The organism is Rhodococcus sp. B7740, from assembly GCF_000954115.1.
Classification (GTDB): domain Bacteria; phylum Actinomycetota; class Actinomycetes; order Mycobacteriales; family Mycobacteriaceae; genus Rhodococcoides.
Genome location: NZ_CP010797.1, coordinates 4,438,780 through 4,465,395 on the forward strand (window position 1 = coordinate 4,438,780; position 26,616 = coordinate 4,465,395).

A 26,616-nucleotide genomic window follows, 5' to 3' on the forward strand; every position below is an offset into this window, starting at 1 on the left:
AGCAGGACTGACATGGCGAACACACTGGCGTGGACGGCAAAGATCTTCGACGGCGGATGGGTGGACGGCGGTGGTGGAACCCTCGACGTGACCGCGCCGTCCGACGGGTCGGTCGTGGCAACCGTCGGTGCCGCCGACGTCGCCGACCTCGATCGAGCGGTCGCGAAAGCTGCACGTGCGCAGAAGGAATGGGCCGCCAAGCCGTACACCGAGCGAGCGTCGGTCATGACGAGGGCCGCGGAGCTTCTCGCGGACGATCCCGAGCGTCTGACGCGGTGGTTGGTTCCCGAATCGGGATCGAGTCACGGCAAGGCGGGGGCCGAGATCGGACTGGTTCTCGCCGAGCTGACCGAGGCCGCCGCTCTCGCGTCGCAGCCCTACGGGCAGGTGCTGCGGAGCGCGAAATCGCGTTTCTCGGTGGGGCGTTACGTTCCGATGGGCGTCGTCGGCGTGATCAGTCCGTTCAACTTCCCCTCGGTACTGTCCATGCGGTCGGTCGCACCTGCTCTGGCCGTCGGCAATGCCGTCGTTCTCAAACCCGATCCGCGAACGCCGATTTCGGGTGGTCTGATCCTCGCCGAGATCTTCGCCGAAGCGGGCCTGCCGGACGGTCTGTTGCACGTGCTGCCGTCGGGCGCCGATGTGGGAGCCGCTCTCGTCTCGCACCCCGATGTCCCGTGCATCTCGTTCACCGGGTCCACGGCGGCCGGCCGGCGAATCGCGGAAGCTGCAGCGCCACTGCTGAAGAAGGTCCACCTCGAACTCGGCGGGAACAACGCGTTCCTCGTGCTGCCCGACGCAGACATCGAGGCCGCCGCATCGGCGGGCGCATGGGGATCGTTCCTGCACCAGGGGCAGATCTGCATGGCGTCGGGCCGGCACCTCGTTCCCGAGCATCTCGCCGAGCAGTACACCGCGGAGCTTGCGAAGATCGCTGCACGCATCACCGTCGGAGACCCGACCGACCCGTCGAATGCGTTGGGGCCCATCATCGACGAGAACCAACTGAAGCGAGTCGACGGCATCGTGCAGTCCACGGTGACGGCCGGTGCCGAACTGGCTGCAGGCGGAACGTTCGACGGTCTCCACTACCGGCCGACCGTGCTCGGCAACGTGCCGAAGGACTCACCCGCGTTCACCGAGGAGATCTTCGGCCCGGTCGCACCCATCACCACGTACCGCACCGTGGACGAGGCGATCGAGATCATCAATTCATCGGAATACGGCCTGTCCGTTGCGATCGTCACCGCGAATCCGTTCGCGGCGTACGAGTTGGCGGACCGAATCCGTTCCGGCGCAGTGCACATCAACGATCAGACGGTCGACGACGAGGCGGTCGCTCCGTTCGGTGGCGTGAAGGCCTCGGGTTCGGGTGGGCACTTCGGCACCACCGTCAACCTCGACACCTTCTGTGACCTGCAGTGGGTCACGATGCAGTCGGACATCCAGAGATATCCGTTCTGAGCCCCACAGCCGTTTCGAACCTGCAGCGGCCCCGCATCCAGTGCTCTACTCGCGGTGTGGGGTCCGCTCGCCGGTATTGGGGTCGACGTCGAACAGTTCGTCGGTGTGGTCCGGCGCGTAGACGACCTGCGTGGACTCGCTGGATCGACGACGAGCGCCCTCGCGTACGGCCAGATATCCGCCGGCGAACAGCGCGATTACCGCGATGCCCGCAACGATGGCCCAACCCTCGAAGCCGCCGGCCAATGCGGCGATCAGGCCGCCGATTGAGGCAATTCCGGCAAAGATCAGTACGACGGCCAACATGTTGACGACAGCTCTGGACATGCTTGATACGGGAGGCCTTTTCTCGACCATGGGAGTAATTCCTTTCGATCAGTTCGATCGTGGAATACCCGAAAGCCGATCGACTAAGCCCCGCGGTCCTACTGGGCCTTGCGCGCTCGATACGCAGCAACCGCCGCGCGGTTGCCGCACGTGGTGCTGCAGAACCGACGCGACCGGTTGCGTGAGAGGTCGAGCACCAGCCCGTTGCAGTCCGGATCGGCGCAGACGTCGAAGCGCGAGAGCTCGTCTGCCCGGATGACGTCGATCATGGCCATCGCGGTCTCGACCACGATGCGGGTCACGAGGGGACTGTCGTCGGCGACGGCATGGACGTGCCAGTCGAGATCTCCGTGACGAACCAGTCGGGGCAGGGCCGAGGACTCGGCGAGAAGACGGTTCACCTCCACCACGGCGTCGTCGCGGCTGCTGGTGAGCAGTGCGCGCAGGGTCGGCCGCAGCGCCCGCACCGCCTCGAGCTCGGCGTCGTCGCCGTCGAACCGGCCGGAGTACCCCTGTTCGATGAAGAACTCGGCGAGCTGCTCCCGCGTGGTCAGTGTGTCCGGGTCCTCGGCCGAATTGACCAAGGCCACGGCGGACAGCAACGACAATTCCGCGTCATGAGCAAAAAGCATGTTGACACCTTACCAAGTCACTCCCTACTGTCACATGTCATGACGGCTTACACTCATGACGCGCAGGTAGATCTCGCGGCCACCCACGACGCTGCGGCGCGGTCGCGTCGACTCTCGGGACTCGGTTTCGCGCTGCTCTCCGCTGCGTCCTTCGGGCTCTCCGGTTCGCTCGCGACGGGACTGCTCGACGCCGGCTGGACGGCCGGGGCTGCGGTGACCGCGCGAATCCTGCTGGCGGCGGCCGTCCTGCTGATTCCGTCGATTCTGGCGTTGCGTGGGCGATGGAGCCTGCTGGCGAAGAACTGGAAGCTGCTGCTCGCCTACGGAGCTTTTGCGGTGGCAGGCTGCCAGCTCGCGTTCTTCAACGCCGTCGGACGGATGGAGGTGGGGGTGGCGCTGCTGATCGAGTTCACCTCGCCTGTGGCCGTCATCGGCTGGATGTGGTTCCGTCACCAACAGCGACCGGGTCGGCTGACCGTGGTGGGCGCACTGCTGGCCGCGATGGGTCTGGTGCTCGTGCTCGACCTGATCTCCGGTGCCGACGTCGACACCGTCGGTGTGCTGTGGGCGCTGGGCTCGATGGCCGGTGCGGCCGTCTACTGGGTGCTGTCGGCGGACGAGAGCAACGGACTCCCGCCGATCGTGCTCGCCGGGGCCGGCCTGCTCACCGGTGGTCTCATCCTGTTGGTCGCAGGGCTGATCGGTATCGTCCCGTTCGCCGCCCCGCTCACCGACGTCACCTTCGTCGATGCGGTTGTGCCGTGGTGGGTCCCGATCATCGGCCTCGGCGTCGTGACGGCCGCATTGGCCTACGTCCTCGGGATCGCCGCGGGCCGACGCCTCGGGTCACGGTTGGCATCGTTCATGGGATTGATGGAAGTCGTTGCCGCACTTGTGTTCGCGTGGTTGCTGCTCGGTCAGGCTCCGGCGCCGATCCAATTGGCCGGTGGCGCACTGGTTCTGCTCGGCGTGGTCGTCGTCAAGTCCGGCGAGCGAGCCACGGCGGAGGAGCCGGTGGAGCCGCTGCAGAGCAGGCCGTGACCTGACGCTCAACCGTCGACGCGGCCGAAGACCACGGCGGCCAGGATGGTGTGGGCGCTGGCGATCACCGAATCCAACGGTTCGCGCTCGGGAGAGAGCAGCCATTGTTGGGCGATGGTGAGGACCGCGCCCACCAGGCCCATAGCCAGTGTTCGACGGTTCGGCCCGGCGAGCCCGTGGCCGGAACCGACCGCCTCGGCCACCTGGAGCACGGTCTCCGAGAACGAGGTCGTGGTCTTGCGGTAGAGCGCATCGACGGTGGACGAGACCCCGAGAATCTCGACGAAGGCGATGCGCGCAGATTTCGGATTCTCGGCGACGAAGGTGAAGAAGCCGGTGAGAGCGGCTCGAAGCACCTGCTCGGTGGAGTCGGCCTCGGCGGCGGCACCGGCCAGGATGTTCTCGCGCATGGCGTCGGTGGCGCGGGCGTAGGTCGCCATCAGCAGGTCCTCGCTGTTGGTGAAGGACTCGTAGAAGTAGCGCTTGGTCAGGCCCGCCTCGCTGCACACCTTCTCCACGGTTGCGGTCCGGTAGCCGGTGGTTCCGAAGACTTCGACGGCTGCGTCGAGCAGGCGAATCCGACGCTCCTGCTGCCGCTGCCGAGGATCGGCACCTCGGTAGGTGCGGCCGACTTCACTGTGAGGGATGGTCACAGACAGATCTTGACACCGCTCGGTATCAGATGCAAAGTGTTCGCAGACAAGCATTCCGATCGAGGGGGAGCACATGGCGGCGTCGACGCTACGGAACAAGGTCGTTCTGATCACCGGGGCGGCACGGGGGATCGGTGCCGCGACCGCGCGGGCGCTCGCCGGCCGAGGTGCCCAGCTGATCCTCGTCGATGTCGACGAAGCCCCGCTCCGTGAGGTCGCGGCCCAGTTGAAGGCAACCGCGTTCGTCGCCGACGTCCGGAACCTCGACGACATGCAGCGGGCCGTCGACGGCGGAATCGAGGCGTACGGCGGCATCGACCTGGTGCTCGCGAACGCCGGAATCGCCAGCTACGGATCGATCATGCAGGTCGATCCCGCCACGTTCCAACGTGTCATGGACATCAACGTGATGGGCGTGTTCAACACCGTCCGCGCTGCGCTGCCGTCGCTCATCGAACGCAACGGCTACATCCTCGTCGTCTCCTCGCTCGCGGCGTTCACCCCGTGCCCCGGCCTGGCCGCGTACAACGCCAGTAAGGCTGCAGCAGAACACTTTGCGAATGCGCTCCGGCTCGAGGTCAACTACCGAGGCGTCGACGTCGGCTCGGCACACATGGCCTGGATCGATACGCCGATGGTGCAGGACGCCAAGTCCGACCTCACCGCATTCCAGGATCTGCTCGCGGTGCTCCCGGGCCCGCTGGGCAAGACGATGACCGTCGACCAGTGCGTCGATGCCTTCGTCGACGGCCTGGCCAAGCGCAAGCGTCGCGTCTACGTGCCGCGGTGGGTGGGAGCAGCGTCGTGGTTCAAAGCCGTCATCACCTCGCGGGTCGGCGATCGCAGCATGCTCGAACACGTGCCGACGATCCTGCCGAAGATGGACGAGGAAGTGGCCCGCCTCGGCAGGTCCGAGAGCGCTCGCAACAAGACCAGCTGATCGAAAGACATCGAAGGAATCGTTGACATGACTGCCGTACTGCCCACTCCCGAGGTCGACGTCCTCATCATCGGTGCCGGCCTGTCCGGGATCGGTGCCGCGCGCCACCTCGGGCACGATCTGCCCGGCAAGACCTACGCAATTCTCGAGAGCCGCGGCGCTATCGGGGGAACGTGGGATCTGTTCCGCTACCCCGGGATTCGCTCCGACTCCGACATGTACACCCTCGGATACAGCTTCAAGCCGTGGATGGGGGAGAAATCAATCGCCGACGGCACCGATATCCGCAACTACATCGTCGAGACCGCGCGAGAAGCAGGCGTCGAGAAGCACATCCGGTTCCATCACAAGGTCGTCGCTCTCGAATGGTCGTCCGAGCAGCAGTTCTGGACGGTGACCGCGCATCGAAGCGATACGAACGAGACGGTCACGGTCACCGCGTCGTTCGTGTTCTCCTGCAGCGGCTACTACGACTACGACAAGGGCTTCAGTCCCGAGTTCGCCGGACAGGACAAGTTCGGCGGCCAGGTGATCCACCCGCAGCACTGGCCCGAGGATTTGGACTGGTCGGGCAAGAAGATCGTCGTGATCGGCAGTGGTGCCACGGCAATCACGTTGGCCCCCAATCTGGCTCGCGATGCCGAGCACGTCACGTTGCTGCAGCGCTCGCCCAGCTACGTCCTCTCACTTCCGTCGCAGGATCCGATTGCGCTGACCCTTCGCAAGCGCCTGCCGAAGAAATTGGCGTACAGCGCCACTCGGCTCAAGAACGTGTCCATGGCGATGCTGATCTACACCCTGAGCCAGAAGTACCCGGAGTTCATGAAGAAGCGGATCCGGACGATGCAGGAAGGGTGGCTGCCGAAGGGATACGACCTCGACACCCACTTCACCCCGTCCTACAACCCGTGGGATCAGCGGCTGTGCCTGGTGCCCGACAACGATCTGTTTCGCTCGATTCGCAAAGACGAGGTCTCGATCGTCACCGACCACATCGACACGTTCACCGAGACCGGACTGAAGCTGAAGTCCGGCCAGCACCTCGATGCCGATATCGTCGTCACCGCAACGGGACTGAATCTGTCTGCATTGGGCGGCGCCGCGTTCCGCGTCGACGGCAAGGACGTCGACCTGCCCAGCACCATGGCCTACAAGGGCATGATGCTCACCGGTATCCCCAACTTCGCCTTCGTCGTCGGATACACCAACGCCTCGTGGACGCTCAAAGCCGACATGGTCTCGAACTACGTGATGCGACTGCTCGCGCACATGGACGAGAAGGGATACAGCACCGTCGAACTCGAGCGCGACCCGTCCATCGACGAAGAACCGTTCCTCGACTTCGCCGCGGGCTACGTTCTGCGCGCGGTGGACAACTTCCCCAGGCAGGGCAGCGAGACCCCGTGGAAGCTGCGCATGAACTACTTCCGCGACCTTCCGGTGCTGCGCTACGGCAAGGTGGTGGACAAGGCCATGAAGTTCGGCCGTCCGCGCGCGAAGGTCTCGGTCGGATCCTGACGGGAATTGTTTCGGGTCGAGTGTGTTGGTTCTCGATATGAAAATTGGAATCATCGGAAGTGGACTGATCGGCGGCACCCTCGTTCGGCGTTGGGCGGCGCTCGGTCACGAGATCAGATTCTCGAATTCACGTGACCCGGAAACGCTGGCGGACCTGGCAGCGGAGACCGGAGCGACGGCCGTCTGGGCCGCGGAGGCCGCGCAGGACGCAGACCTGGTGCTGCTGAGCATTCCGCAGAAGAACGTTCCCGATCTCGCTCCGGGAATTGCTTCCGCCCGCAAGCCCGGGGCCCCGATCATCGAGACCAACAACTACTACCCGCAGCAGCGGGACGGATTGATCGAGGACATCGAGGGTGGGACGCCCGAAAGCGTGTGGGTCTCCCAGCAACTCGGCGAGCCGGTCATCAAGGCGTTCAACGGAATCTGGTACAAGCACCTGCTCGAGAAGGGTGTGCCCGCCGGGACCAGAGGTCGAATCGCACTACCGATCGCAGGCGACGACGACGATTCGAAGAAGCTGGTCTTCTCGGTCATCGACGAGCTCGGATTCGACCCCGTCGACGGCGGAACCCTCGCCCAGTCGTGGCGTCAGCAGCCGGGAACGCCGTCGTACGGCAGGGACTTCGGAATCGACGCCCTCGTCGAGGCGCTGGGTCAGGCCACCGACGAACGCAGTGCGGAGTGGAAGGCCTGAACGAGGTTCTCGCGCTACCGGACGCGACCCTCGCGGAGTGTGCGCTCCGCGAGGTCGCGTAGCGGGCCGGTCAGGCTGGAATCGCCCACCCGGCACGAGTGCTCACCCACCGACACACTCCACACGAAGGTGTCGCGGGCGTTGGACTCGGCCGGATCGGCGGCCTGCTGATCGGCGATGTACGGCTGCGCGGCCTCGACCAACGACTGCCATTCCGGCTCGTCGGTCTCGACGACGCCGCGCTTGGACATCCCGGCGACACCACCGGTTCGCAGTACCTCGATGCGCAGGCTCATCTGCTCTCGATCACACCCGATCGTCGCTCGGCTTCGGTAGGGACTCGAGCCCTGTTGTCTTCACCCCCACGGTAGACCAACCCGTGGCCACGGCCTCGGCAACGTCGGAACCGGCTCCGAATCGCTTGGTTGCTGCGGCGAGGGTCGCGGCCGAGAACCCGGCGAAATCGACTGTCGGGGACAGTCCGCCGACGGTCATCGTGTCGAACCACACCTGCCCGATGCGGTCCCAGGCCGGACCGCCGAGCGTGGTGGCCGCAACGGCGAACGCGCGGTTCGGGATACCCGAATTGATGTGCACGCCACCGTCGTCCTCGGTGGTGACGACGAAATCGTCCATGCTGGCCGGCTGCGGATCCTTGCCGAGCACGTCGTCGTCGTAGGCGGTTCCGGGCTCGAGCAGCGAGCGCAACGCCTGACCTTGCACTGCAGGCAGGAACAGGCCTTCGCCGATCAGCCACGAGGCGTCCTCGGCGTTCTGCCCGGCTGTGTACTGCTCGACCAATGCGCCGAACACATCGGAGATCGACTCGTTCAGCGCGCCGGCCTGGTCCTTGTACTCGAGCGGGGTGGTGTACTGCGTGAACCCGTGCGCGAGTTCGTGTGCGATGACGCCGAGCGAGACGGTGAATCGAGCGAACACCTCACCGTCACCGTCGCCGAACACCATGCGCGAGCCGTCCCAGAACGCGTTGTCGTAGTCCTGGCCGTAGTGCACGGTCGCGTCGAGGGGCAGGCCGCTTCCGTCGAGACTCGAGTAGCCGTAGACCTCGTCGAAGAACGCGTATGTGGCACCGAGGCCGTCGTACGCTTCGTCGGTCGCGGCATCGCCCGTGGGATCCTCGCCCTCGGCACGTACCTGCCGGCCGGGTAGATCACGAGTGGACTGCGCGTCGGAGATCGTGCGCTCGAGCGTGCCGCCGGTGCGCGGGGCGATGGCGGTGCGCGCCTGCACCACCTCGCGGCCTGCGCGCATCTCACGATCGGCGAGCAGAGTGGCGCGAGCACCCGGCCCCTGCAGCCGCTCGAGCAGAAACGGTGGAACTACAGAATGGAACGTCATACGCGGTGACCCCCTAGGTCCGTGGCATGTGCGGTGATGGTTCCTAGTGTGCACGAGCTCACCGACACATCTCGGTGAGCTCGAACGAAACAGGTCAGCTGCGCATCGCCGACAGGTCGATTCCCTCCACCTCGCTGGGCGGACGGATCGCCGTCAACGTCGCCCAGTTGCGGGCCAACAGCGACGCGTCGGAATCGTCGTCCTCGGCTCGGATCTCGTCGAAACGAACGGTGACGAAATCCTCCCCGCGATCGCCTATTTCGGCCTGGACCGCGCCGTAACGGGCCAGAGATGCGGGCACGATTCCCGCCAACTCCGTGAGCGGAACGTCCGGGACGTTGACGTTGACGACGGCATCGGACGGGCCGTGGGACATCATCCACGTCACCGCGATGCGGGCCACGTGCTCGGCCGTCGCCCAATGGGTGGGCTCCGTGGCGATCGACGACAGCGCCATTGCCGGGACCCGATGCGTCAGTGCCGTCAAAGCGGCTCCGACCGTGCCCGAATGCAATACGGCGGCACCGGTGTTCGGTCCGTGGTTGATTCCGGAGAGCACCAGATCCGGGGGGTCGCCGAACGCCCCGCGGGTGGCCACGAACGCGATGAGAGCGGGTGACGCCTGCACCGCGTAGGCCGGGACGTCGGGAAGACCGGCAATGGCGACGGATCCGATACCGAGGTGATCGTCGACGCCCATGCCCGTCAAGGACGCGCTGGCCCCGCTGCGCTCCTCGTGCGGCGCGGCGACGACGACGTCGAGACCGGCTTCCACTGCCACGCGTGCGAGCAGGGCGATGCCCTCACTGGACACGCCGTCGTCGTTGGTGATCAGGGCTCTCATTTCTTGCCTGCCTTCTCGTACGGACGAACCTCCACCGCCTCGGTGAGGCCGAGAACCAGGTCGCGTCGCCCGCTACCAAGGCCACGGCGCGTGACGTTGGCCGTGCCCGCTCCACCGCCGAGTCGCAACGCCTCGGGGACCGACAGTCCCTGAGCAAGCCCCGCGGCGATGCCTGCACTCATCGAATCGCCTGCTCCGTGGTGATCGACCATGCGCAGCCCCGGCGTGACGATCTCGAGCACGTCGCCGTCGACCAGCGCCAGAGCTGGATCTCCGGCCCGCGAGATCACGACGATCTCCGCGCCGTCGTCGTGCATTTGCCGCATCGAGTCGATCAGGTGCGCCGGGTCCTCGGACTCGGCCCGGCCGTCGGCGATGAGGTCCTCGTGGCTGACCTTGAGCACCGTCAGGCCGCCGGCGAGCGCGGCGATCATGGTCGGTCCGGAGAGGTCGGCCACCACCGTCTTGCCCAGGGCGGTGAGGTCCGCGCACAGCCGCTCGTACACCTCGGGCGGAACGATGTCGTCTTCGTGCGGTCCGCCGAGAATGGCGACGTCGCTGCGGGCACCGGCTGCGAGGGCGGCGCTGAACAGGTCGTCGAGGGCGTGCCGGGCCAGCGGCGGCGGGTCGACGGTGGCCAGGATCTCGCGCTCACCGCTGCGGCGATCGTGAACGTACGAGCCGCTCTCCTGGCCGATGTCGACGGAGACGACGGTGATGCCCTCCCGCTCGACGATGTCGCGAAGAATGCCCCCGATCTCGCCGCCGAACACTCCCGTCAGTGTCACGTCGAGGCCGAGCACCGTGGCCATCCGGGCGATCCAATGGCCTTGGCCGCCTGCGTGCACGTGCAGTTCGGTGTTGCCGTTGGGGGCTCGGTCGAGGGTCACCGTCAACAGTGGGGATGGGGCGAAGACGAGAGCACTGAGTTCGCGAGGGGAGGGGGGCATCGAGGGCGAATGCCCGATATGTCAGGTCCGAAACGGCAAGCACGTCAGAAGCGACGACGCAGGCGCATTCCGATCGGGCGGCCGTCGGGGTCGACGAACAGCCGGTACGCGAACGCAGCGAGTCGCTGCTGCCAGACGGGCGGCACGGAGATCTCGTGTCGGCGCAGCCTGCCGGTCGGGCGCGGGCCCGAGGACGGGTTGCGGTGCCATTCGTCGAGTGCCGTCGCACAGGCCGAGATCGCATCGAAGAACTGCTGTGGATCCACCAGGTCGGCGTCGTCACCATCGGCCCGGCCGAGGTGTTCGCGAATGAGCTCCAGGCGCAGGTTGCGGGCATGGGTACGGGCACCGTCGCCCAGGCCTGCGGGGTCGAGGGGCTCGCGGGTGTCGCGTTCTTCGTCGACGATGGCCGCCGTCAGCTCCGAATCATGGGTCCACGAACGACGATTGAAGTTGTCCGAGCCCACCGCGGTCCACACGTCGTCGATGATGCACACCTTCGAGTGCACGTACACAGGTATCCCGCGGTCGTTCTCGATGTCGAGAACCAGTACGCGATCACCTCCGGCAGCGCGGATGACCTCGAGCGCGGCCGAGTGCCCCAGCAGCGCAGAGGGAATGGTGAGTGCGCTGTCGTCGTCGAGGTGCTTGGGAACCACCACCACCAGCTTCAGGTTCGGCTTGCGACGCAACGCAACCGCGAACACGCGGGCGACGTCGACCGACCACAGGTACTGATCCTCGATATAGATCAATTCGGTGGCGCGGTCGAGTGCCTTGGCGTACGCCCGGGCTGCACTGCGCTCGCCCTTGGTCGCGAACGGGTAGGCGGGACGCCGCCTGGGGTACGTGCGCAACAGCTGCACCGAGCACGTGCCCCGAGGTTCCGGAGCCGGTGCCGCAGGCGGCAGTTCCGACGGCTCACGCGTCACGCCTCGGATCATGTCGGGTATCGCGTGCCACGGCAGTCGGGACAGGGCTCCGGGATCCTCCCACCGCTCGCGAAAGACGTCCTCGACGTCCCGCACCGCTGGGCCCTCGAGCTGCACCTGCACGTCGTGCCACGCGGGAATCTCGCCGTACTCTGGAGGAAAGGGACGTGAGACAGGATCGCCGAAGTGATCGGCGTCATCGCGTCGGGCACGGGCCAGATCGATTCCGCCGACGAACGCGATGTCGGGCAGATCTTTCCTGCCGTACCGCACGACCACGAACTTCTGGTGGTGGCTTCCGGTCACCAGCACGCGCTGGTCGAGGATCACCTCACCACCGGCCTCCTCGAGGCGAAGGGCGAGTTTGCGATTCTTCGGTCCGGTGAAACCGAGCGTCTCGATGTGCGAGCGCCACACCATGCCTTTGACGACACCACCGCGGTGCGCGACGTCGGCGAGCGCATCCTCGACGGTCACTCCGTCGTCGGTGAGCATCTGCTCCGGGTCGCCGCGCCAGTCGGTGAAGAGCACCAGATCGTCGCGCTCGGTCTTCGCGAGCGCCTTCGCCAACGCCGCGAAGTACGTCTTGCCATGCACGAGATTCTGGACGCGGTTGCCCTCGGTCCAGGCCGTGATTCGAGTGTCGTCGTTGCCGCGTTCGGTGGCAGTGAGGAACCACGGATGAGCGGGGTCGAAGTGCCGCTCAGGAGAGATCAAGGCTGAGGAGGATCGGCCGAGGCTTTCGGAGACACGGTCGACGACGCGCCGGATGCGCTGCACTATCACGACCGCATCATTTCATCCGGTTTGAAGCACCGAGAGGGCGGGCACCCGAGCGTCATGACTCAGGTACCCAACGTCACGCTCAGAAACGGCAAGCAGATCCCGCAGCTCGGTTTCGGCGTGTTCCAGATCGATCCCGACGAGACGGCGAAGGCTGTCGAAACGGCACTAGAAATCGGCTACCGCCATATCGACACGGCCGAGATGTACGGCAACGAGAAGCAGGTCGGCGAAGGCATTCGCAATTCCGGCCTCGACCGCGAGTCGGTCTTCGTCACCAGCAAGCTCAACAACGGCTTCCACAAGCCCGACGACGCGCGAACGGCATTCGACAAGACCCTCAGCGACCTCGGAACCGACTACGTGGACCTCTTTCTGATCCACTGGCCGCTCCCGACTCGCTACGACGGCGACTTCGTCTCCACCTGGAAGACGTTGGAGGAGTTCGTCGCCGACGGGCGCGCCCACAACATCGGCGTATCCAACTTCCAGCCCGCCCACCTCGACCGGTTGGCGGAGGAGACCGAGACGGTCCCCGCGGTGAACCAGATCGAGGTGCACCCGTACTTCGTCAACAACGACGTGTGGGCCTACGGCCGTGAGCACGCCATCCCCACCGAGGCGTGGTCGCCGATCGCTCAGGGCAACGTTCTCGGCGACCCCGAACTGAAGCGAATCGCCGACGCGACAGGCAAATCCGTCGCTCAGGTGGTGCTGCGCTGGCACATTCAGCGGGGCAACATCATCTTCCCGAAGTCGGTGACGCCGGAGCGTGTCAAGGCCAACTTCGAGATCTTCGACTTCGAGCTCAGCTCCGCCGACGTCGACGCCATCACGGCCCTGGACAAGGGTGAACAGGGCCGTAACGGCCCGAACCCGGACACCTTCGACATGATTCCGGACTAGATACCTCGAACTGTGGGCTCGAACGTTGTCGATACGTTCGAGCCCACAGTGGTATCACGACATCTGTGTCACGGGATCGTGAGTGCGGATCCCGTTGCGGCGGTGACCTCTTCGGAAGTGACACCGGGTGCGAGCTCGGCCAGTGCGAGGGTACCGTCGCCGACGACGTCGATGACGGCGAGGGTGGTGATGATGCGATTCACGACGCCCTGTCCGGTCAACGGCAGAGTGCAGGCGTCGAGGATCTTCGGGTTCCCGTCGCGGTCGGTGTGTTCCATGACGACGATGACGCGCCGGGCACCGTGCACGAGGTCCATCGCACCGCCCATGCCCTTGACCATCTTGCCGGGCACCATCCAGTTGGCGAGGTCGCCGGTGCGGGAGACCTGCATGCCGCCCAACACGGCGGTGTCGATGTGGCCACCGCGAATCATGCCGAAGCTCAACGACGAATCGAAGTACGCGGCACCGGGATTGACGGTGACCGTCTCCTTGCCCGCGTTGATGAGATTGGCGTCGACCTCGTCCTCGGTGGGGTACGGCCCGGTGCCGAGGATGCCGTTCTCCGAGTGCAGGGTGACCTTGACCGCGTCGGTGAGGTACCCCGGGATCAACGTCGGCAGTCCGATGCCGAGATTGACGTACTCCCCGTCGACCATTTCCGCTGCGGCGCGTTCGGCCATCTGGTCGCGTGTCCACCCTGTATTCATGCTCGAACTCCTGAACTGACGGTGCGCTTTTCGATGCGCCTGTCCTGTGGCCCGGTGTGCACGACACGTTGGACGAACACTCCGGGAAGATGTACGTGGGCCGGATCGATCTCGCCCGGCTCGACGAGATTCTCGACCTGCGCGATGGTGATCTTGCCTGCCATCGCGGCGAGGGGGTTGAAGTTCATCGCCGTCTTGTCGAACACGAGATTGCCTGCGGTGTCACCGATCTCGGCGTGCACCAGTGCGAAGTCGGCATTGATGGACTCCTCGAGAACGTAGCGCTTGTCGCCGAACACCCGAGTCTCCTTGGGCGGCGACGCGATCGAGACGGATCCGTCGGCGGCGTAGCGCCACGGCATTCCGCCGTCGGCGATGGGGCTGCCCACTCCGGCCGGAGTGAAGAACGCGGGAACACCGTTGCCGCCGGCGCGAAGTCGCTCGGCGAGCGTGCCCTGCGGGGTGAGCTCGACCTCCAGTTCGCCGGCGAGGTACTGGCGGGCGAACTCCTTGTTCTCACCGACATACGACGCGGTGACACGGCGAATGCGTCCGGCTGCCAGCAGGATTCCGAGCCCGTAGCCGTCGACGCCGCAGTTGTTGGAGAACACTTCGAGCTCGGTGGCGTCGGTGTTCGCGATGGCCTCGATGAGGGCGTCGGGGATGCCGCACAATCCGAAGCCACCGACCGCGATGGTCGCTCCTCGGCCGATGTCCGCGACCGCCTCGGCGGCGGACGCGTAGGTCTTTCCAGTCACTTGCAGCTCCTGATGTGTTCGTTGAGCAAACGTTGCACCCAGTGAACCTGAGCTGTGTATTTGGATCCGGCGAATGCTGGTTTTTGCTCGTTCGGTGAACGGATGCGGGCTCGGCGTCCACTGAGTGGACGTACTATGGGCGGGTGACCTCAGCGGAAGCCAACGCAAGTGTGATCGGCAAGATCTGTTCGTTGCTGCGCGCGGCGGGAAGCGAGGAGCCGTCGGGTGCCTCGACCACCGCGCTCGCTCGGGCGACCGGTATCGCGCGACCGACTGCACATCGCCTCTTGGCGTCTCTGGCCGACCAAGGGTTCATCGACCGCGACGCCGCCACCGGCCACTGGTCACTGGGCCCGGAGATCTACCTGCTCGGGTCGATGGCGGCATTGCGCTACGACATCACCGACCAGGCTCGAAAGATAGTGCAGGCGTTGGCTGCCGAGAGCGGAGAGAGTGCGTTCCTGTCGGTCCGGCGCGGAGCGGAGACCGTGTGCCTGCTTCGAGTGGAGGGGAGCTTTCCGCTGCGTTCGCACGTGTTGTACGAGGGGATTCGGCTTCCGCTCGGGGTGGCGTCCGCAGGTCTGGCCATTCTCGCTCACCTTCCCGATCGGGAGGTGGACGAGTACCTGGGTGGAGTCGACTTGGTTCCCGAGTGGGGAGAGACGCACTCGGACAACGCGATTCGACATCGCGTGGGACTCACCAGGACAACGGGGTTCGCCGTGAATCCTGGATTGCTGGTGGAGGGCAGCTGGGGTCTCGGTGCTGCCGTGTTCGACCGTGCCGGAGGTCCTGCGTGGGCGCTGAGCCTGACGGGTGTCGAGACGCGATTCCGTGATGATCGACGACGTGAGCTGGGCAAGCTGCTGCTCGACGCCGCCCACCGACTGACCGTGCAATTGGGGGAGCGTCCCAGCCCCGGCTAACTGTCCATCTCTTCGAGAATGTCCGCGGCGTCCTGACTGCCTGCGGTGGCCAACCGCTGCAACTCCTCGCGGTCGCCGCGTTCACCGGCGAGCTCGACGAGGATGTCGACGGCATCGCTGCTGCCCGCATCGGCGAGAGAGCGGAGTTCGTCGAGGTCGTTTCGAGAACCTGCGAGTTCGACCAACTGGTCGAGGGCGTCGTGATCGCCCTCGTGTGCCCGAGCTCGCAACTCGGCCATCTCGGACGCCGTGAAATCAGGCTCGCTCATGGGGTGGAGTGTAGAACGACGCGGCGAACAATGGCAGGTCAGTCGCCTGCTGTTCGGCTCCAGCATTTTTGTCGGTGGCCCGGGCTACTGTTCTTCTTGTTCGAACATGCGTTCTTGTTTCGGCTCACCGGGGGGGGAAGATGGGTGCTGTACCGACCGTGTCATTGGAGGCGTTGACTGCTGCTGCGCGTGCGGAGAATCGGCAGGCGGCCCGCAAGATCACCGCCTGTTACGAGGTCCATCGGAGCTGGATCACCCACGACATCGAGTGCAAGCATTACAGCCGGTACGGGCGCACCGAAATGGCCGTCGCGTTGGGGTGCTCGGCGACGGTCGCCGAATCGTATATCTCGGTCGGCGTCGCCCTGCACACCCGACTGCCCCTGTTACGGAAAGCATTCGAGGGCGGTGAGGTCGACCTTCCGCGGGTGCGGACGGTGTGCCGGATCCTCGACAACCTCTCCGACGACATCGTCACCTCCGTCGAAGCCGAGGTCGTCGAAGCAGCCCACCGGTTGTCACCGGGTCCGCTCGAGAAGGAGATCTGGGACATCCTGCTGCGGGTCGCCCCGGAAGAAGCAGCGGCACTACGCGAGTTCGCGAAGAGGTTCCGGACCGTCACCTACACCCCGGCCGGGGAACTGGCGCGGATCCGGGCGGAGTTGACCGCTCCGGAAGCTGCCGCTGCGTGGCAGTTGCTCGAGGAGATGGCCGACACCTTGTGCCCGAAAGATCCGCGCGGGAAGAAGGAACGCTTGTGCGATGCGTTCATGGCCCGCATGCACGGTGAATCGCGCTTGGCGTGCCTGTGCCGACGGGATGACTGCCCGAAGGCGGATGCGGTGTTGCCCGATCGGCGGGTGCCGTTGACGATGGTCACGGTCGATATAGCCACCCTGATCGGGTTGCTTGCGAACCCTGCGTATCTGGCCGGGCACGGTTCCATCGATCCTGATCTCGCTCGGGAGTTGGCGCGCAGCAGTCAGTGGCAGATCCTGCTCACCGAAGCAGTTACCCTCGCCGAGAAACTCGGACTGGCTGTGCAGAACCCGGAAACCGGGGAATGGGAACGAACACCGAAAACCCGAGCTCGGGAACAGGACTCAGGGTCGGCAGCGACAGCGGACACGGACGCAGACTCAGGGACGAACACTGCGTCGGGAAGACGCGCTACCGAGACCCACAGCCGCACCGACAGCAACCCGGAGCCCGAGACCGAGACCGAGTCGGAACCCGAGACCGATTCGGAACCTGAGACCGACTCGGAACCCGAGACCGAGGCCGAGTCCTGCTTGACCACAAGCACTTCCGATGATGTCGACTCCGATGCGACCACTGCCCCGGAGGCGGATCCGTCGGACGGATCCGCTGCGCGCGGTGAGCCTGACATCGAATCAACCACCCCAGCTGCACCGGTGTCGGCAGCTCAATCTGCATCCGACCCGGAACCGATTCCGGCAGTGGCTCCGACGCAGCGCAAGCGCCTGGGCCCATGCTCTCACCGGAGTCCGGCACTGCACCCGACCGAACCGAAACAGGCTCTGCTTCAGAGCGACCCGGGACGGTCCCGCCGACATCAGTACCACCACCGACAACGGGCCCCACGCCAGGAACAGTTATCTCGCCGGAACCGGGCACGGCGACGTCACCGACTTCGATGCACAATCAGACGGAGGATCCAGCGGGGGACACCTCTGCCCGTTCAGCTCCTTCCGAGACCGAGACCGAGACCGAGACCGAGACCGAGACCGGGGCAGGCGCGGACAGGCAACGGCGGACGCAATCGTTGACCTCCGCCGCAGCGCTGTTCTGTACCCATACTCCTGTCGGCCGGGGCACACGGCACAGCTCTGCCCTCGACCTGCCCTTCGCAATCCGGCCCAACAGCCGCACGATCCACACACCGGTAAGCCGCACACCCGGGGGCCTCTATCTCGGCAACGCCTCCCTCGCCGCCGCACTCGAAGCCGCCATCGCCGCCGACCCCACCCTCGGAAAGTCGGTACCCCGCGACCCCCTCACCGACCGGGCCCTGATCTACCGACCCGACGCCCTCACCGCCGCAGCGGTCCGGTTCCGCGACAAACACTGCCGCTTCCCCGGCTGCCACCGCCCCGCCGCCCGCTGCCAACTCGACCACGTGAACCCGTTCGACCACAGCAACCCCCTCGGCGGCGGCTGGACCACCGTGGGCAATCTGCAGTGCCTGTGCGAGTACCACCACTGCGTCAAGACCGCCGGCTACTGGAAAGCCGTCATGCTCCCCGGCGGAGCGATCCTGTGGACATCGACATCGAAGACCACCCGAATCACCCTGCCCGCCAACGGCACAGCCGTCCCCATCCTCGGAAACGACCTCAGACCACACATCCCCACCCAACCGGGAAACTCCGGCATCATCGCCTACCCCGACCCAACGGACAACCAACGGCCCGAGACAGACGACACGGCAGCACCGCCGTTCTAGGCGATGCTGCCGTGGATACCAGTGCCCGCTGGGTCAGATCAGGTGCTGAATGTGGTCGCGGGTGAATTCGATGCGCTCGTCTACGCGGCCGTCTCCGACCTTGTTCACCCACTCGGGGTCGGACAGCAGCGCACGTCCGACGGCCACCAGATCGAATTCGTTGTCCTGGAACTGACCGACCAGCGCGTCGAGTCCGGTGACACCGGATGCGGCGTCCTCCGACCATGCCGAGGTGAACACCGAGTCGAGGCCGACCGATCCGACAGTGATCGTCGGAACGCCGGTGAGCTTGCGGGTCCACCCGGCCAAGCCCAGCTTTCCGTCGTTGCCGTCCAGCTCCGGGAATGCCGGATCCCAGTGGCGACGGGTCGAGGCGTGCAGGATGTCCACTCCGGCGTCGACCAGGGGAGTCAGGACTCGTCCGAGTTCCTCGGGGTTCTGTGCGATCCTGGCGTCGAAGTGATTGCTCTTCCACTGCGAGAATCGGTACACGATGGCGAAGTCCTCGCCCACCGCGGCGCGGATCGCGGCGACGACCTGCGCCGGGAAGCGCGTCCGAGCTTCGAGGGAACCGCCGAACTCGTCGTCGCGTACGTTGGTTGTGGCCCAAAGGAATTCGTCGAGCAGATACCCGTGCGCGCCGTGCAGCTCCAGGCCGTCGAAACCGGTGTTCTTCGCGTTGACCGCGGCCTGTACCCACTGCGAGGTGAGTTCGTCGAGGTCGGTGTCGGTGAATGCTCGACCCACCGAAGAACCGTCGAGTGCAATCCCCGACGGGCTGACGGTAGTGACGTCCGGGAACAGGCGGGGTTCGGTGCCGCGCTCGACCCCGAGGTGTCACAGCTGCGGGATGATGGCGCTGCCCTCGGCGTGCACGGCGTCGACGACGCCCTTCCAGCCCTCGAGGCTGGCGTCACCGTAGATCCGCGGGACGCGGGTGTGAGGGCCGGCGGCGGGATCGGGAATGTAGGTGCCCTCGGTGATGATGAGGCTCGTGCCACCGGCAGCGCGTTTGCGGTAGTACTCGGCCACATCGGGACCGGGGACGCCGTCTGGGGAAAAAGCGCGCGTCATCGGGGCCATGGCGAAGCGGTTGCGCAGCTTCAGCGATTTGACCTCGAACGGCTCGAAAAGCCCGGCGGTGGACAGATGCTGTGTGGTGGATGCAGTTTCGGTCACGCCTGCGGGCAACCTGCATCGACACCGAGCTATTCCCGACGCGAGGCTGTTAGCGTCGAAGCCTTATGAGCCCTTCGCCGCTGATCTCTGCCGCCGAACTGCACGACCTCTTCGAGATGGGGCGCGGCCCGGTCGTCCTCGACGTCCGCTTCACGCTCCTCACCGGCAGCGACCGAGCCGGATACGAAGCCGGCCACATCCCGAGCGCGCAATTCGTGGACCTCGACGCGGAGCTGGCGGCTCCGCCCGACAGTCGCGGACGCCACCCGTTGCCCGACGCCGAGACGTTCGTCGCAGCGATGCGCGGTGCCGGGATCGACGACGACTCCTCCGTGGTGGTCTACGACGCAGGCCCAGCAACGGCCGCGGCGCGCGCGTGGTGGCTGCTGCGCTACTTCGGGCACCGCGACGTTCGGGTCCTCGACGGTGGCCTCGCCCAGTGGGTCGCAGCTGGATTTCCGATCGGGACCGAGCCGTCGATCGTGGCGGCCGGATCGTTCACCGCCCGACCATCGCTCGCACGCGTCCTCGATGTCGACGATGTGCTCGACTTCGCGCAGAACAACATCCTGCTCGACGCCCGCGCACCAGAACGGTTTCGTGGAGAAGTGGAGCCGGTGGATCCCGTCGCCGGTCACATCCCCGGTGCGGTCAATCGTCCGACGACCGAGAACGTCGATGCGGATGGGCGTTTCCTGCCTCCCGAGGTACTCGATGGCACATTCGGTGGACTCGTACCCGAGGGGAAGGACGTCGCCGTCTACTGCGGATCGGGGGTGACTGCGGCACATCAAATTCTCGCGCTCGAGTTGGCGGGCATCGATGCGGCGTTGTACCCGGGGTCGTGGTCGGGATGGATCACCGATCCGGCGCGCCCACGGGCGTAAGACACGTGCCCTGAGCAGCGCGTTCATGCAACCAGGGTTGAACTTGAAACTGACTTCAACTATACCTGGGGCATGAAGGTTGAAGGCAGAGTTGCCATCGTCACCGGGGGTGGTGGCGGAATCGGCGGTGCCATCGCTGCCCGGCTCACCGAACACGGGGCACGCGTCGTCGTCTCCGACCTCGACGAGTCCACGGCCCGGTCCGTGGTCGACGCCATCGAACGCGATCGGCCGGGAACGGCCGTCGCCGCTGCGGCGGATGCGTCGAACAGCGAGGACATTCGACGGCTGATCGCGGTGGCCGAGGATTCGTTCGGACCCGTCGATCTCTACTTCGCCAACGCAGGCATCAGCGGCGCACCCGGACTCGACGTCGCCGAGCAGGACTGGGACCTCTCGTTCGACGTCAACGTGCGCGCGCACATTCGCGCCGCGCAGTTGCTGGTGCCGGGTTGGCTCGAACGCGGCGAGGGCTACTTCGTCAGCACCGCGTCCGCGGCCGGCTTGCTCACCCAGATCGGCTCGGCGACCTACGCGACCACCAAGCACGCGGCGGTCGGATTCGCCGAATGGATGAACGTCACCTACGGCAACCGTGGCATCCGCGTCAGCTGCCTGTGCCCGATGGGTGTCAACACCAAACTGCTCTACGAGGGACGTGAATCCGGAGATGCATTGGGAGCGGCGGCAACTGCCGCGGTTCTCAGTGCCGGTGCCGTGCTCGAACCGCTCGACGTCGCCGATGTGGTGCTCGTCGCAATGGACCGCGAGCAGTTCCTGATCCTGCCGCACGAGAACGTACTGGACATGTACCGCAACAAGGGTGCCGATTACGACCGGTGGTTGCGCGGCATGCGTCGCTACCAGGACAGCTTGCTCGACAACAACCGATAGGGGCCCACCGTGGCATTTTTCGAGACCTCCGACCGCGCGAAGAAGTACGAGTCGGATCTGTTGGAGTTCATGGACTCTCACATCTATCCGGCCGAGGCAGTGTACGAGCAGCAGATGCTCGAGTCGGGTGACCCACACTTTCAGCCGCCGATCATCGAGGACCTGAAGAAGGAAGCGCGCTCGCGTGGACTGTGGAATCTGTTCCACCCGCATCCCGAGTGGGGCCCGGGCCTGACCAACCTCGAATACGCACCGCTGGCCGAGATCATGGGCCGCAGCCTGCTCGCTCCCGAGGCATGCAACTGCAACGCTCCGGACACCGGCAACATGGAGGTGTTCACGCTCTTCGGCACCGACGAGCACAAAGAGAAGTACTTGAAGCCGTTGCTGGACGGCACCATTCGTTCTGCCTTCGCGATGACCGAGCCCGACGTGGCCAGCTCCGATGCCACCAACATCGCGATGAAGATGGAGCGCGACGGTGACGATTTCATTCTCAACGGGCGCAAGTGGTGGACGTCCAATGCGATGCACAAGAACTGCAAGGTGCTCATCGTGATGGGCAAGACCGATCCCGAGGCGGCCACGCACCGCCAGCAGTCGATGCTGGTGGTACCCATCGACGCACCCGGTGTCACGGTGCTGCGCAACCTGCCGGTGTTCGGGTACATCGACCGCGAAGGCCACGCCGAGGTGCTCTTCGAGGACGTGCGGGTGCCGGCGAAGGATGTGCTGAAGGGACCGGGTGAGGGCTTCGCCATCAGCCAGGCCCGCTTGGGGCCGGGCCGGATCCACCACGCCATGCGCACGATCGGCGTGGCCGAGCGTGCACTCGAATTGCTCTGTCGCCGTGCGGTATCGCGAGTGACGTTCGGCAAGCCGGTGGCGATGCGTGCGAACATCCAGGACTGGATCGCCGAGGCGCGCATCGAGATCGAGAAGACTCGACTGCTCACGTTCAAAGCCGCGTACCTGATGGATACCGTCGGGAACAAGGAAGCGCGTACCGAGATCGCCGCCATCAAGGTTGCGGCACCGGAGATGGCGCTGAAGATCATCGATCGTGCCATCCAGGTTCACGGCGGAGGCGGAGTATCCAACGACTTCCCGCTCGCGATGATGTACGCGCACATCCGCACGCTGCGGCTCGCCGACGGTCCGGACGAGGTGCACAAGATGTCCATCGCGAAGATGGAGCTGAAGAAATACCTGTGAAGGTAGCCCACCGTAGCAAGGTGAGCCTGTGCTAACTTCTGCGGATGAAACGGACATTCCTGGGGTGTGTGCTCGTTCTGACAACCGCGTCGGCGCCGGTCGCGTGCAGTAGCGGGGCAGCCGACGACGCCGGAACCGACGCCCGCACCGTCACGATCGACACACTTGCCGGGCCGACACAGATCACGGGAACGCCGGAGCGCATAGTCGCCTTCGGGCAGCAGTGGGTCGACGCGCTGCTGGAATTCGATGTGCAACCCGTCGGGTACGTCTCTGCCGGATCGAACGGCGACGAACGTGGGCTCTACCCCTGGCAGTCGGCAGTGAGTTCCGATGCCGAGATGCTCGACCCGGCTGCAGTCGGCCAGATGGACGGTGCGGTGCCGACCGAGCAGATCGCGGCGCTGCAGCCGGATCTGATCTTGGTGTCGGGGATCGCGTCGATCGAACCGTATGAAGGTCTGGCGGATTTCGCACCGACAATCTTGCCCAAGTCGGACAGGGTCGAGACCTGGGAATCGCAGATCGAGACCCTCGGCCTTGTGCTCGATCGGGAAGACGACGCTCGGCGAATCATCGACGAGGGCCACGCCGTCACCGACGACATCAAGAAGGACTATCCGGGACTCGACGGAAAGACAGCGGTGCTCTCTCAGTTCGTCTTCGACTCCCAGCAGCTTGCTGTCGTCGCCGACCCCGAAGACGGCGCTGCCCAGGTGTTCGGCAGCATCGGGCTCAGTGTGCCGCAGAGTCTGGTCGATTCACCCGACATCTCGCACGGACGCATCGTGCTCAGCCCCGAGCGTCTCGACGTGTTGACGGCCGATCTGGTCGTGATGCTTCCCAACGGGGGAACGCGGGAAGACCTGGAGAAGCTTCCGGGATTCTCGACTCTGCCTGCGGCGGCGGGTGGTGGAGTAGCCGTGGTGGACTACGCTACGGTCGTCGGTTTCAATACACCGTCGAAGGCGTCGGTCGAGCACTCGCTGAACAAGATTCGGCCACAACTCGAGGCGGTGGCGACTTAGCTCCGGGGTGACCAAGCCGGGTCCCGGCCGATGAACGCCATCAGCTTGTCCTGTGGGGATGCGTCGTCGGCGACAGGGACGGCGGGGCCGTACTGCCCACTGTCCCGCAACATCTGCTCCATCGGTCGCATGGCCTCCAGGGCTGCAGCGCAGCGCTCCTGACCCAGATCCGGCTCTCGGCCAAGGGCTTTCGCCAGGTCCCAGGAGTGCATCCAGACGTCGGCGGTATAGAACATCTCGATCGCCTTGTCCACCGGCATGTCTCCGGTGTGCGGGTTGCTCAGAATCCGGCCGGCGGGGTCGTCGAGAATTGCCTGGATGTCTGCGACGTGCTGGGTCCAGGCCGCGGCCGGGTCGGCTTCGACGTCCAGAGTCTGCAGTTCGATACCGGCCCCGCCGGCGAGAAAACCGCGAGACCACTCGATCAGGTGCTTCACGACATCGATTGCGGCCCAGCCTGATACCGGGCTCGGGCGTGACCAGTCCTCGGTCGATGCGGACGCGGCGAGCTCACTGAACCGCGCCGCATCCTGCATGTGCTGCTGGGCCGGACCTGAGCTGTGCCCGAGCAGCTCGTCGAGCTTGTCGTAGCCCTCCTTCACGCCTACGTCCATTCCACTGGAGAGCATGCCGTCGCGAGAGGCGAAGTCCGACATCACACTGAGCACTCTGAGCAGCGTGCCCCCGCCCTCGCGGTTCTCGAACGTGAGCGTCTCGAGCGCGACCGAATCTGGCTGGCCCTCGTAGGTGAAGGTCCACACGATGCGTTCGTTCGGGCGCACCTCGTGGAAGCTGCCGAAGAAGGAGGCAATTTCCTCACCGTCACGGTCGTTGGCGAACGCCCACGCGCCTCCGGTATGGCCCTGCCACTTCAGGATTCGGGTCGTCAACGATCGCGGACCAACCCACTGGCGATACAGTTCGGGGTCGATGTGAGCGCGAAACACCCGCTCCGGTGCCGCATCGAACTCTCGAATGATCTCGATCGTGGGGACTTTCTCGTCCGCAACGATCTCGGTTTCGTGCGCGGTCATGACACTTCCTTCGTCTCGGTGGTCTTGTCGTCTGCGATGGTTTCCAGCAGGGCATCGAGGCGTCGATACCGTTGCTCTGCTTCCTGGCGATAACGCTCGATCCATTTCGTCATCAGGCCGAACACCTCGGCGTCGAGATGCACCGGACGACGCTGGGCATCCTTGCTGCGGGTGACCAATCCGGCCGCTTCGAGCACCTTCACGTGCTTCGACACCGCTTGCAGGCTGATGTCGTACGACTCGGCCAGCTCGCTGACGTTCGCATCCGCCCGGGCGAGTCGAGCGACGATGTCGCGTCGCGTCGGGTCGGCCAAGGCCGCGAACGTCCTGTTGAGCTGCTCTGTTCGATCGTCCATGGTGTCCTCGCTGTGTGGTGCCGCCGAGAATAGGCCGCCCGCCGAACGTAGTCAACCAGTTGGTTGATAAAGGGATCGCCTACCCTGGGCCATGAGCGTCGGTGATGACATGGTGCGAGACGTGCTCTCCCATGCTCCGGGCCATCCGCTCCGGGTGGCCATCGACGGAGTGACGGCTTCCGGTAAGTCCACGTGCGCACGATGGCTCGTGGATGCTGTTGCAGCACATGGTCGTCCGTCCCTGCATGTGACGATGGACGGTTTTCATCACCGGCGCGCCCACCGTTACCGACAGGGTCGGGCGTCGGCCCTCGGCTACTACCGGGATGCCTACGACTTCGACGCGCTCCGAACACACGTGCTGATTCCGTTGGGACCGGACGGAAGCGGCGAAATCCGGCGTCGGATTATCGATCTGGCGTCCGATGAGCCGGTGGAAGATCCGCCTGAGCCGGTGCCTACCGACGCGATCGTGGTCGTGGACGGAACATTTCTCCATCGGCCGCCGCTGCCCGACTGCTGGGACTACACCGTCTTCGTCGACACCCCCATGGAACTCGCGCGAGCCCGAGGTGTCGCCAGGGATGCGGATGCGCTCGGCGGCACGGAAGCGGCAGGTAGAGCCTTCGATCAGCGCTATCACGCGGCGTGCCGGATCTATCTCGACGAGGTGGGTCCACGCGAGCGAGCTACTCGGGTGCTTCCGGGTATTGACAGTCTGCTGTCAATCGAGTGATGATTGACAGCATCCTGTCAATCTACTCGGAGGACGTTCGATGACCACCACCATTGCGCTCTATGCCACCGACGCCATGGCCGACTGGGAGTACGGATACCTCATCGCCGGACTTGCCATGGCCCGTGAACAAGACCCGGACGCCAACCGGCTGATCATCGCCTCCGAGGCCGGGGAGGCTGTCACAACGATGGGAGGTGTCCGCATCGTTCCCGACGTCTCGGTCGCCGATCTTCCGACCCTCGATGCCCTGATTCTGCCCGGTGCGGACACTTGGAACTCCGGGCACGACACGGTTCTGACGCTGGCCGCCGAACTGGTTGCGGCGGGGAAACCGATCGCGGCGATTTGCGGTGCCACCTACGGGCTCGCCCGGACCGGACTGCTCGACAACAGGCCGCACACCTCGAATGCAGCCGAGTTCCTCACGCAAGCAATCGAATACCGCGGTGCCGAGCATTATCGGGACGACCGAGCAGTGTCCGACGGCACAGTGATCACCGCGGGAGGCGTGAACCCGCTCGAGTTCGCGAAGCTGGTATTCGAGCGGTTGAACGTGTTTCCGCAGCCCGTCGTCGATGCCTGGTACGGCCTCTACAAGACGGGGGATCGCAAGTACTACGACCAGCTCGTGAACGCATGAAGCGGCGCACACCCGAGGGCGATGCGCTGACAGAGTTGGTGTTGCCCGTCTTCGAGCTCAACGGCGAATTTCTCGCTGCCGCACACGACATCACGGAGCCGACGGGTCTGACGCCGGCGTGGTGGCAGGTTCTCGGTGCCACCCTGGACGAGCCGTTGTCGGTCGCCGACATCGCGCGACGCGTCGGGCTCGGGTTGGCGCGGCAGAGTGTGCAGCGGACGGCAAATCTGTTGGTGGACAAAGGTTGGGCCGTCTACGTCGACAACCCGAACCACAAGCGCGCAAAGCTGTTGGAACCCACCCCCAAGGGGCGGGACACCGTTGCACAGCTGCGGGATGCGCAACATGCATGGTCCGATGCCGTGGGAGCCGCTGTGGGAGAGAGTGAACTGCGTGCCTTCTCCGCCACCCTCGGCAAGATCCTGGCGGCATCCCGGCACTATCGCGGCGGCAGTGCATAATTCGGGC

29 protein-coding genes and 1 pseudogene are annotated in these 26,616 nt (G+C 65.4%); 16 read left to right on the plus strand and 14 right to left on the minus strand.

Features of this window, described 5'->3' with window-relative positions; translation table 11 throughout:
- Nucleotides 1-12: 12 nt before the first annotated feature.
- The gene (locus NY08_RS20605) at nucleotides 13-1,464 is read left to right on the plus strand and encodes an aldehyde dehydrogenase family protein (protein WP_045198488.1); all 1,452 of its coding nucleotides are present in this window, start codon (nucleotides 13-15) and stop codon (nucleotides 1,462-1,464) included.
- Between the two features lie 45 nt (nucleotides 1,465-1,509).
- Here NY08_RS20605 and NY08_RS20610 read toward each other — a convergent pair whose 3' ends face one another.
- Both NY08_RS20610 and NY08_RS20615 read right to left on the minus strand, forming a co-directional pair.
- Nucleotides 1,510-1,791, minus strand: coding sequence for a hypothetical protein (locus NY08_RS20610; RefSeq protein WP_052683892.1), 282 nt, complete (start codon nucleotides 1,789-1,791; stop codon nucleotides 1,510-1,512).
- A gap of 98 nt (nucleotides 1,792-1,889) precedes the next feature.
- Complete coding sequence (locus NY08_RS20615) at nucleotides 1,890-2,423, minus strand: CGNR zinc finger domain-containing protein (protein WP_045198490.1); 534 nt, start codon at nucleotides 2,421-2,423, stop codon at nucleotides 1,890-1,892.
- A 39-nt stretch (nucleotides 2,424-2,462) separates the two neighbouring features.
- On the opposite strand from NY08_RS20615, the gene NY08_RS20620 reads away from it, so the two are divergent.
- Complete coding sequence (locus NY08_RS20620) at nucleotides 2,463-3,464, plus strand: EamA family transporter (RefSeq protein ID WP_045198491.1); 1,002 nt, start codon at nucleotides 2,463-2,465, stop codon at nucleotides 3,462-3,464.
- An 8-nt stretch (nucleotides 3,465-3,472) separates the two neighbouring features.
- On the opposite strand, the gene NY08_RS20625 is transcribed toward NY08_RS20620, so the two are convergent.
- Nucleotides 3,473-4,117, minus strand: coding sequence for a TetR/AcrR family transcriptional regulator (locus NY08_RS20625; protein ID WP_032395220.1), 645 nt, complete (start codon nucleotides 4,115-4,117; stop codon nucleotides 3,473-3,475).
- Nucleotides 4,118-4,190: 73 nt separating this feature from the next.
- Between NY08_RS20625 and NY08_RS20630 the strand changes: the two genes are divergently transcribed.
- Genes NY08_RS20630 through NY08_RS20640 form a run of 3 tightly spaced genes read left to right on the plus strand, consistent with a single transcriptional unit; the run spans nucleotide 4,191 to nucleotide 7,272 of the window.
- Nucleotides 4,191-5,057, plus strand: coding sequence for an SDR family oxidoreductase (locus NY08_RS20630; RefSeq protein ID WP_045198492.1), 867 nt, complete (start codon nucleotides 4,191-4,193; stop codon nucleotides 5,055-5,057).
- Nucleotides 5,058-5,084: 27 nt separating this feature from the next.
- The gene (locus NY08_RS20635) at nucleotides 5,085-6,575 is read left to right on the plus strand and encodes a flavin-containing monooxygenase (RefSeq protein ID WP_032395218.1); all 1,491 of its coding nucleotides are present in this window, start codon (nucleotides 5,085-5,087) and stop codon (nucleotides 6,573-6,575) included.
- A 37-nt stretch (nucleotides 6,576-6,612) separates the two neighbouring features.
- Nucleotides 6,613-7,272 carry an NADPH-dependent F420 reductase gene (locus NY08_RS20640; protein ID WP_045198493.1) on the plus strand — a complete coding sequence of 220 codons (660 nt, stop codon included), beginning with the start codon at nucleotides 6,613-6,615 and terminating at the stop codon, nucleotides 7,270-7,272.
- 14 nt (nucleotides 7,273-7,286) lie between these two features.
- Here NY08_RS20640 and NY08_RS20645 read toward each other — a convergent pair whose 3' ends face one another.
- The 5 genes from NY08_RS20645 to NY08_RS20665 all read right to left on the minus strand — a co-directional run bounded on the left by NY08_RS20645 (nucleotide 7,287) and on the right by NY08_RS20665 (nucleotide 12,143).
- Nucleotides 7,287-7,568: a protealysin inhibitor emfourin gene (locus NY08_RS20645; RefSeq protein WP_052049464.1), complete on the minus strand. Its 282-nt coding sequence runs from the start codon at nucleotides 7,566-7,568 to the stop codon at nucleotides 7,287-7,289.
- Nucleotides 7,569-7,578: 10 nt separating this feature from the next.
- Entirely contained in the window at nucleotides 7,579-8,631 is a 1,053-nt protein-coding gene (locus tag NY08_RS20650) for a M4 family metallopeptidase (protein WP_045198494.1), read from the minus strand.
- A gap of 94 nt (nucleotides 8,632-8,725) precedes the next feature.
- The gene (gene surE, locus NY08_RS20655) at nucleotides 8,726-9,475 is read right to left on the minus strand and encodes a 5'/3'-nucleotidase SurE (protein ID WP_045198495.1); all 750 of its coding nucleotides are present in this window, start codon (nucleotides 9,473-9,475) and stop codon (nucleotides 8,726-8,728) included.
- A complete protein-coding gene (locus NY08_RS20660; protein WP_045198496.1) occupies nucleotides 9,472-10,425 on the minus strand; it encodes a 1-phosphofructokinase family hexose kinase in 954 nt (317 codons plus the stop codon). Before NY08_RS20660 ends, surE begins: the two co-directional genes overlap by 4 nt.
- Before the next feature lie 44 nt (nucleotides 10,426-10,469).
- The gene (locus NY08_RS20665; RefSeq protein ID WP_045198497.1) at nucleotides 10,470-12,143 is read right to left on the minus strand and encodes a phospholipase D family protein; all 1,674 of its coding nucleotides are present in this window, start codon (nucleotides 12,141-12,143) and stop codon (nucleotides 10,470-10,472) included.
- A 54-nt stretch (nucleotides 12,144-12,197) separates the two neighbouring features.
- Here NY08_RS20665 and NY08_RS20670 point away from each other — a divergent pair, with 54 nt between their 5' ends.
- A complete protein-coding gene (locus NY08_RS20670; RefSeq protein ID WP_045198498.1) occupies nucleotides 12,198-13,046 on the plus strand; it encodes an aldo/keto reductase in 849 nt (282 codons plus the stop codon).
- A gap of 68 nt (nucleotides 13,047-13,114) precedes the next feature.
- Here the strand turns inward: NY08_RS20670 and NY08_RS20675 are convergent, their stop codons facing one another.
- Complete coding sequence (locus NY08_RS20675; protein ID WP_045198500.1) at nucleotides 13,115-13,756, minus strand: 3-oxoacid CoA-transferase subunit B; 642 nt, start codon at nucleotides 13,754-13,756, stop codon at nucleotides 13,115-13,117.
- Entirely contained in the window at nucleotides 13,753-14,514 is a 762-nt protein-coding gene (locus NY08_RS20680) for a CoA transferase subunit A (protein WP_045198502.1), read from the minus strand. Before NY08_RS20680 ends, NY08_RS20675 begins: the two co-directional genes overlap by 4 nt.
- A 143-nt stretch (nucleotides 14,515-14,657) precedes the next feature.
- Between NY08_RS20680 and NY08_RS20685 the strand changes: the two genes are divergently transcribed.
- The gene (locus tag NY08_RS20685) at nucleotides 14,658-15,440 is read left to right on the plus strand and encodes an IclR family transcriptional regulator (RefSeq protein WP_179275427.1); all 783 of its coding nucleotides are present in this window, start codon (nucleotides 14,658-14,660) and stop codon (nucleotides 15,438-15,440) included.
- Here NY08_RS20685 and NY08_RS20690 read toward each other — a convergent pair.
- A complete protein-coding gene (locus tag NY08_RS20690; protein ID WP_200893143.1) occupies nucleotides 15,437-15,709 on the minus strand; it encodes a hypothetical protein in 273 nt (90 codons plus the stop codon). The two genes, NY08_RS20685 and NY08_RS20690, sit on opposite strands and share 4 nt — an antisense overlap.
- Before the next feature lie 140 nt (nucleotides 15,710-15,849).
- On the opposite strand from NY08_RS20690, the gene NY08_RS20695 reads away from it, so the two are divergent.
- Nucleotides 15,850-17,499, plus strand: a complete 1,650-nt coding sequence (locus tag NY08_RS20695) for a DUF222 domain-containing protein (protein WP_052683893.1) — start codon at nucleotides 15,850-15,852, stop codon at nucleotides 17,497-17,499.
- On the plus strand, nucleotides 17,496-18,176 hold the full coding sequence (locus NY08_RS20700) for an HNH endonuclease (RefSeq protein ID WP_052683894.1): 681 nt from the start codon (nucleotides 17,496-17,498) through the stop codon (nucleotides 18,174-18,176). Before NY08_RS20695 ends, NY08_RS20700 begins: the two co-directional genes overlap by 4 nt.
- A gap of 33 nt (nucleotides 18,177-18,209) precedes the next feature.
- Here the strand turns inward: NY08_RS20700 and NY08_RS20705 are convergent.
- Nucleotides 18,210-19,355: pseudogene (locus NY08_RS20705) on the minus strand (NADH:flavin oxidoreductase).
- Between the two features lie 65 nt (nucleotides 19,356-19,420).
- Between NY08_RS20705 and NY08_RS20710 the strand changes: the two are divergent.
- From NY08_RS20710 to NY08_RS20725, 4 genes are all read left to right on the plus strand, one after another.
- Nucleotides 19,421-20,242 carry a sulfurtransferase gene (locus tag NY08_RS20710; protein WP_045198504.1) on the plus strand — a complete coding sequence of 274 codons (822 nt, stop codon included), beginning with the start codon at nucleotides 19,421-19,423 and terminating at the stop codon, nucleotides 20,240-20,242.
- Nucleotides 20,243-20,314: 72 nt separating this feature from the next.
- The gene (locus NY08_RS20715) at nucleotides 20,315-21,136 is read left to right on the plus strand and encodes an SDR family oxidoreductase (RefSeq protein ID WP_045198506.1); all 822 of its coding nucleotides are present in this window, start codon (nucleotides 20,315-20,317) and stop codon (nucleotides 21,134-21,136) included.
- 69 nt (nucleotides 21,137-21,205) lie between these two features.
- Nucleotides 21,206-22,351 carry an acyl-CoA dehydrogenase family protein gene (locus tag NY08_RS20720; RefSeq protein WP_442970849.1) on the plus strand — a complete coding sequence of 382 codons (1,146 nt, stop codon included), beginning with the start codon at nucleotides 21,206-21,208 and terminating at the stop codon, nucleotides 22,349-22,351.
- Between the two features lie 44 nt (nucleotides 22,352-22,395).
- Nucleotides 22,396-23,379, plus strand: a complete 984-nt coding sequence (locus NY08_RS20725) for an ABC transporter substrate-binding protein (protein WP_082073903.1) — start codon at nucleotides 22,396-22,398, stop codon at nucleotides 23,377-23,379.
- On the opposite strand, the gene NY08_RS26510 is transcribed toward NY08_RS20725, so the two are convergent.
- Entirely contained in the window at nucleotides 23,376-24,413 is a 1,038-nt protein-coding gene (locus NY08_RS26510; RefSeq protein ID WP_082073904.1) for a TIGR03086 family metal-binding protein, read from the minus strand. The two genes, NY08_RS20725 and NY08_RS26510, sit on opposite strands and share 4 nt — an antisense overlap.
- Entirely contained in the window at nucleotides 24,410-24,769 is a 360-nt protein-coding gene (locus tag NY08_RS20740; protein ID WP_045198510.1) for an ArsR/SmtB family transcription factor, read from the minus strand. Before NY08_RS20740 ends, NY08_RS26510 begins: the two co-directional genes overlap by 4 nt.
- A gap of 91 nt (nucleotides 24,770-24,860) precedes the next feature.
- Here NY08_RS20740 and NY08_RS20745 point away from each other — a divergent pair, with 91 nt between their 5' ends.
- Genes NY08_RS20745 through NY08_RS20755 form a run of 3 tightly spaced genes read left to right on the plus strand, consistent with a single transcriptional unit; the run spans nucleotide 24,861 to nucleotide 26,609 of the window.
- Nucleotides 24,861-25,505, plus strand: a complete 645-nt coding sequence (locus NY08_RS20745) for a hypothetical protein (RefSeq protein ID WP_045198512.1) — start codon at nucleotides 24,861-24,863, stop codon at nucleotides 25,503-25,505.
- 40 nt (nucleotides 25,506-25,545) lie between these two features.
- The gene (locus tag NY08_RS20750; RefSeq protein WP_045198514.1) at nucleotides 25,546-26,148 is read left to right on the plus strand and encodes a DJ-1/PfpI family protein; all 603 of its coding nucleotides are present in this window, start codon (nucleotides 25,546-25,548) and stop codon (nucleotides 26,146-26,148) included.
- Nucleotides 26,145-26,609, plus strand: coding sequence for a MarR family winged helix-turn-helix transcriptional regulator (locus NY08_RS20755; protein WP_045198516.1), 465 nt, complete (start codon nucleotides 26,145-26,147; stop codon nucleotides 26,607-26,609). The genes NY08_RS20750 and NY08_RS20755 overlap by 4 nt, the downstream gene beginning before the upstream one ends.
- The last annotated feature ends 7 nt before the right edge of the window (nucleotides 26,610-26,616 follow it).

Coding starts and splice junctions, on each gene's coding strand:
- NY08_RS20715 (WP_045198506.1), top strand. CDS start 20,315: ATGAAGGTTGAAGGCAGAGTTGCCATCGTCACCGGGGGTGGTGGCGGA.
- NY08_RS20605 (WP_045198488.1), top strand. CDS start 13: ATGGCGAACACACTGGCGTGGACGGCAAAGATCTTCGACGGCGGATGG.
- NY08_RS20750 (WP_045198514.1), top strand. CDS start 25,546: ATGACCACCACCATTGCGCTCTATGCCACCGACGCCATGGCCGACTGG.
- NY08_RS20610 (WP_052683892.1), bottom strand. CDS start 1,791: ATGTCCAGAGCTGTCGTCAACATGTTGGCCGTCGTACTGATCTTTGCC.
- NY08_RS20755 (WP_045198516.1), top strand. CDS start 26,145: ATGAAGCGGCGCACACCCGAGGGCGATGCGCTGACAGAGTTGGTGTTG.
- NY08_RS26510 (WP_082073904.1), bottom strand. CDS start 24,413: ATGACCGCGCACGAAACCGAGATCGTTGCGGACGAGAAAGTCCCCACG.
- NY08_RS20620 (WP_045198491.1), top strand. CDS start 2,463: ATGACGGCTTACACTCATGACGCGCAGGTAGATCTCGCGGCCACCCAC.
- NY08_RS20745 (WP_045198512.1), top strand. CDS start 24,861: ATGAGCGTCGGTGATGACATGGTGCGAGACGTGCTCTCCCATGCTCCG.
- NY08_RS20675 (WP_045198500.1), bottom strand. CDS start 13,756: ATGAATACAGGGTGGACACGCGACCAGATGGCCGAACGCGCCGCAGCG.
- NY08_RS20670 (WP_045198498.1), top strand. CDS start 12,198: ATGACTCAGGTACCCAACGTCACGCTCAGAAACGGCAAGCAGATCCCG.
- NY08_RS20645 (WP_052049464.1), bottom strand. CDS start 7,568: ATGAGCCTGCGCATCGAGGTACTGCGAACCGGTGGTGTCGCCGGGATG.
- NY08_RS20690 (WP_200893143.1), bottom strand. CDS start 15,709: ATGAGCGAGCCTGATTTCACGGCGTCCGAGATGGCCGAGTTGCGAGCT.
- NY08_RS20710 (WP_045198504.1), top strand. CDS start 19,421: ATGAGCCCTTCGCCGCTGATCTCTGCCGCCGAACTGCACGACCTCTTC.
- NY08_RS20615 (WP_045198490.1), bottom strand. CDS start 2,423: ATGCTTTTTGCTCATGACGCGGAATTGTCGTTGCTGTCCGCCGTGGCC.
- surE (WP_045198495.1), bottom strand. CDS start 9,475: ATGAGAGCCCTGATCACCAACGACGACGGCGTGTCCAGTGAGGGCATC.
- NY08_RS20725 (WP_082073903.1), top strand. CDS start 22,396: ATGAAACGGACATTCCTGGGGTGTGTGCTCGTTCTGACAACCGCGTCG.
- NY08_RS20650 (WP_045198494.1), bottom strand. CDS start 8,631: ATGACGTTCCATTCTGTAGTTCCACCGTTTCTGCTCGAGCGGCTGCAG.
- NY08_RS20720 (WP_442970849.1), top strand. CDS start 21,206: ATGGACTCTCACATCTATCCGGCCGAGGCAGTGTACGAGCAGCAGATG.
- NY08_RS20740 (WP_045198510.1), bottom strand. CDS start 24,769: ATGGACGATCGAACAGAGCAGCTCAACAGGACGTTCGCGGCCTTGGCC.
- NY08_RS20695 (WP_052683893.1), top strand. CDS start 15,850: ATGGGTGCTGTACCGACCGTGTCATTGGAGGCGTTGACTGCTGCTGCG.
- NY08_RS20660 (WP_045198496.1), bottom strand. CDS start 10,425: ATGCCCCCCTCCCCTCGCGAACTCAGTGCTCTCGTCTTCGCCCCATCC.
- NY08_RS20635 (WP_032395218.1), top strand. CDS start 5,085: ATGACTGCCGTACTGCCCACTCCCGAGGTCGACGTCCTCATCATCGGT.
- NY08_RS20640 (WP_045198493.1), top strand. CDS start 6,613: ATGAAAATTGGAATCATCGGAAGTGGACTGATCGGCGGCACCCTCGTT.
- NY08_RS20630 (WP_045198492.1), top strand. CDS start 4,191: ATGGCGGCGTCGACGCTACGGAACAAGGTCGTTCTGATCACCGGGGCG.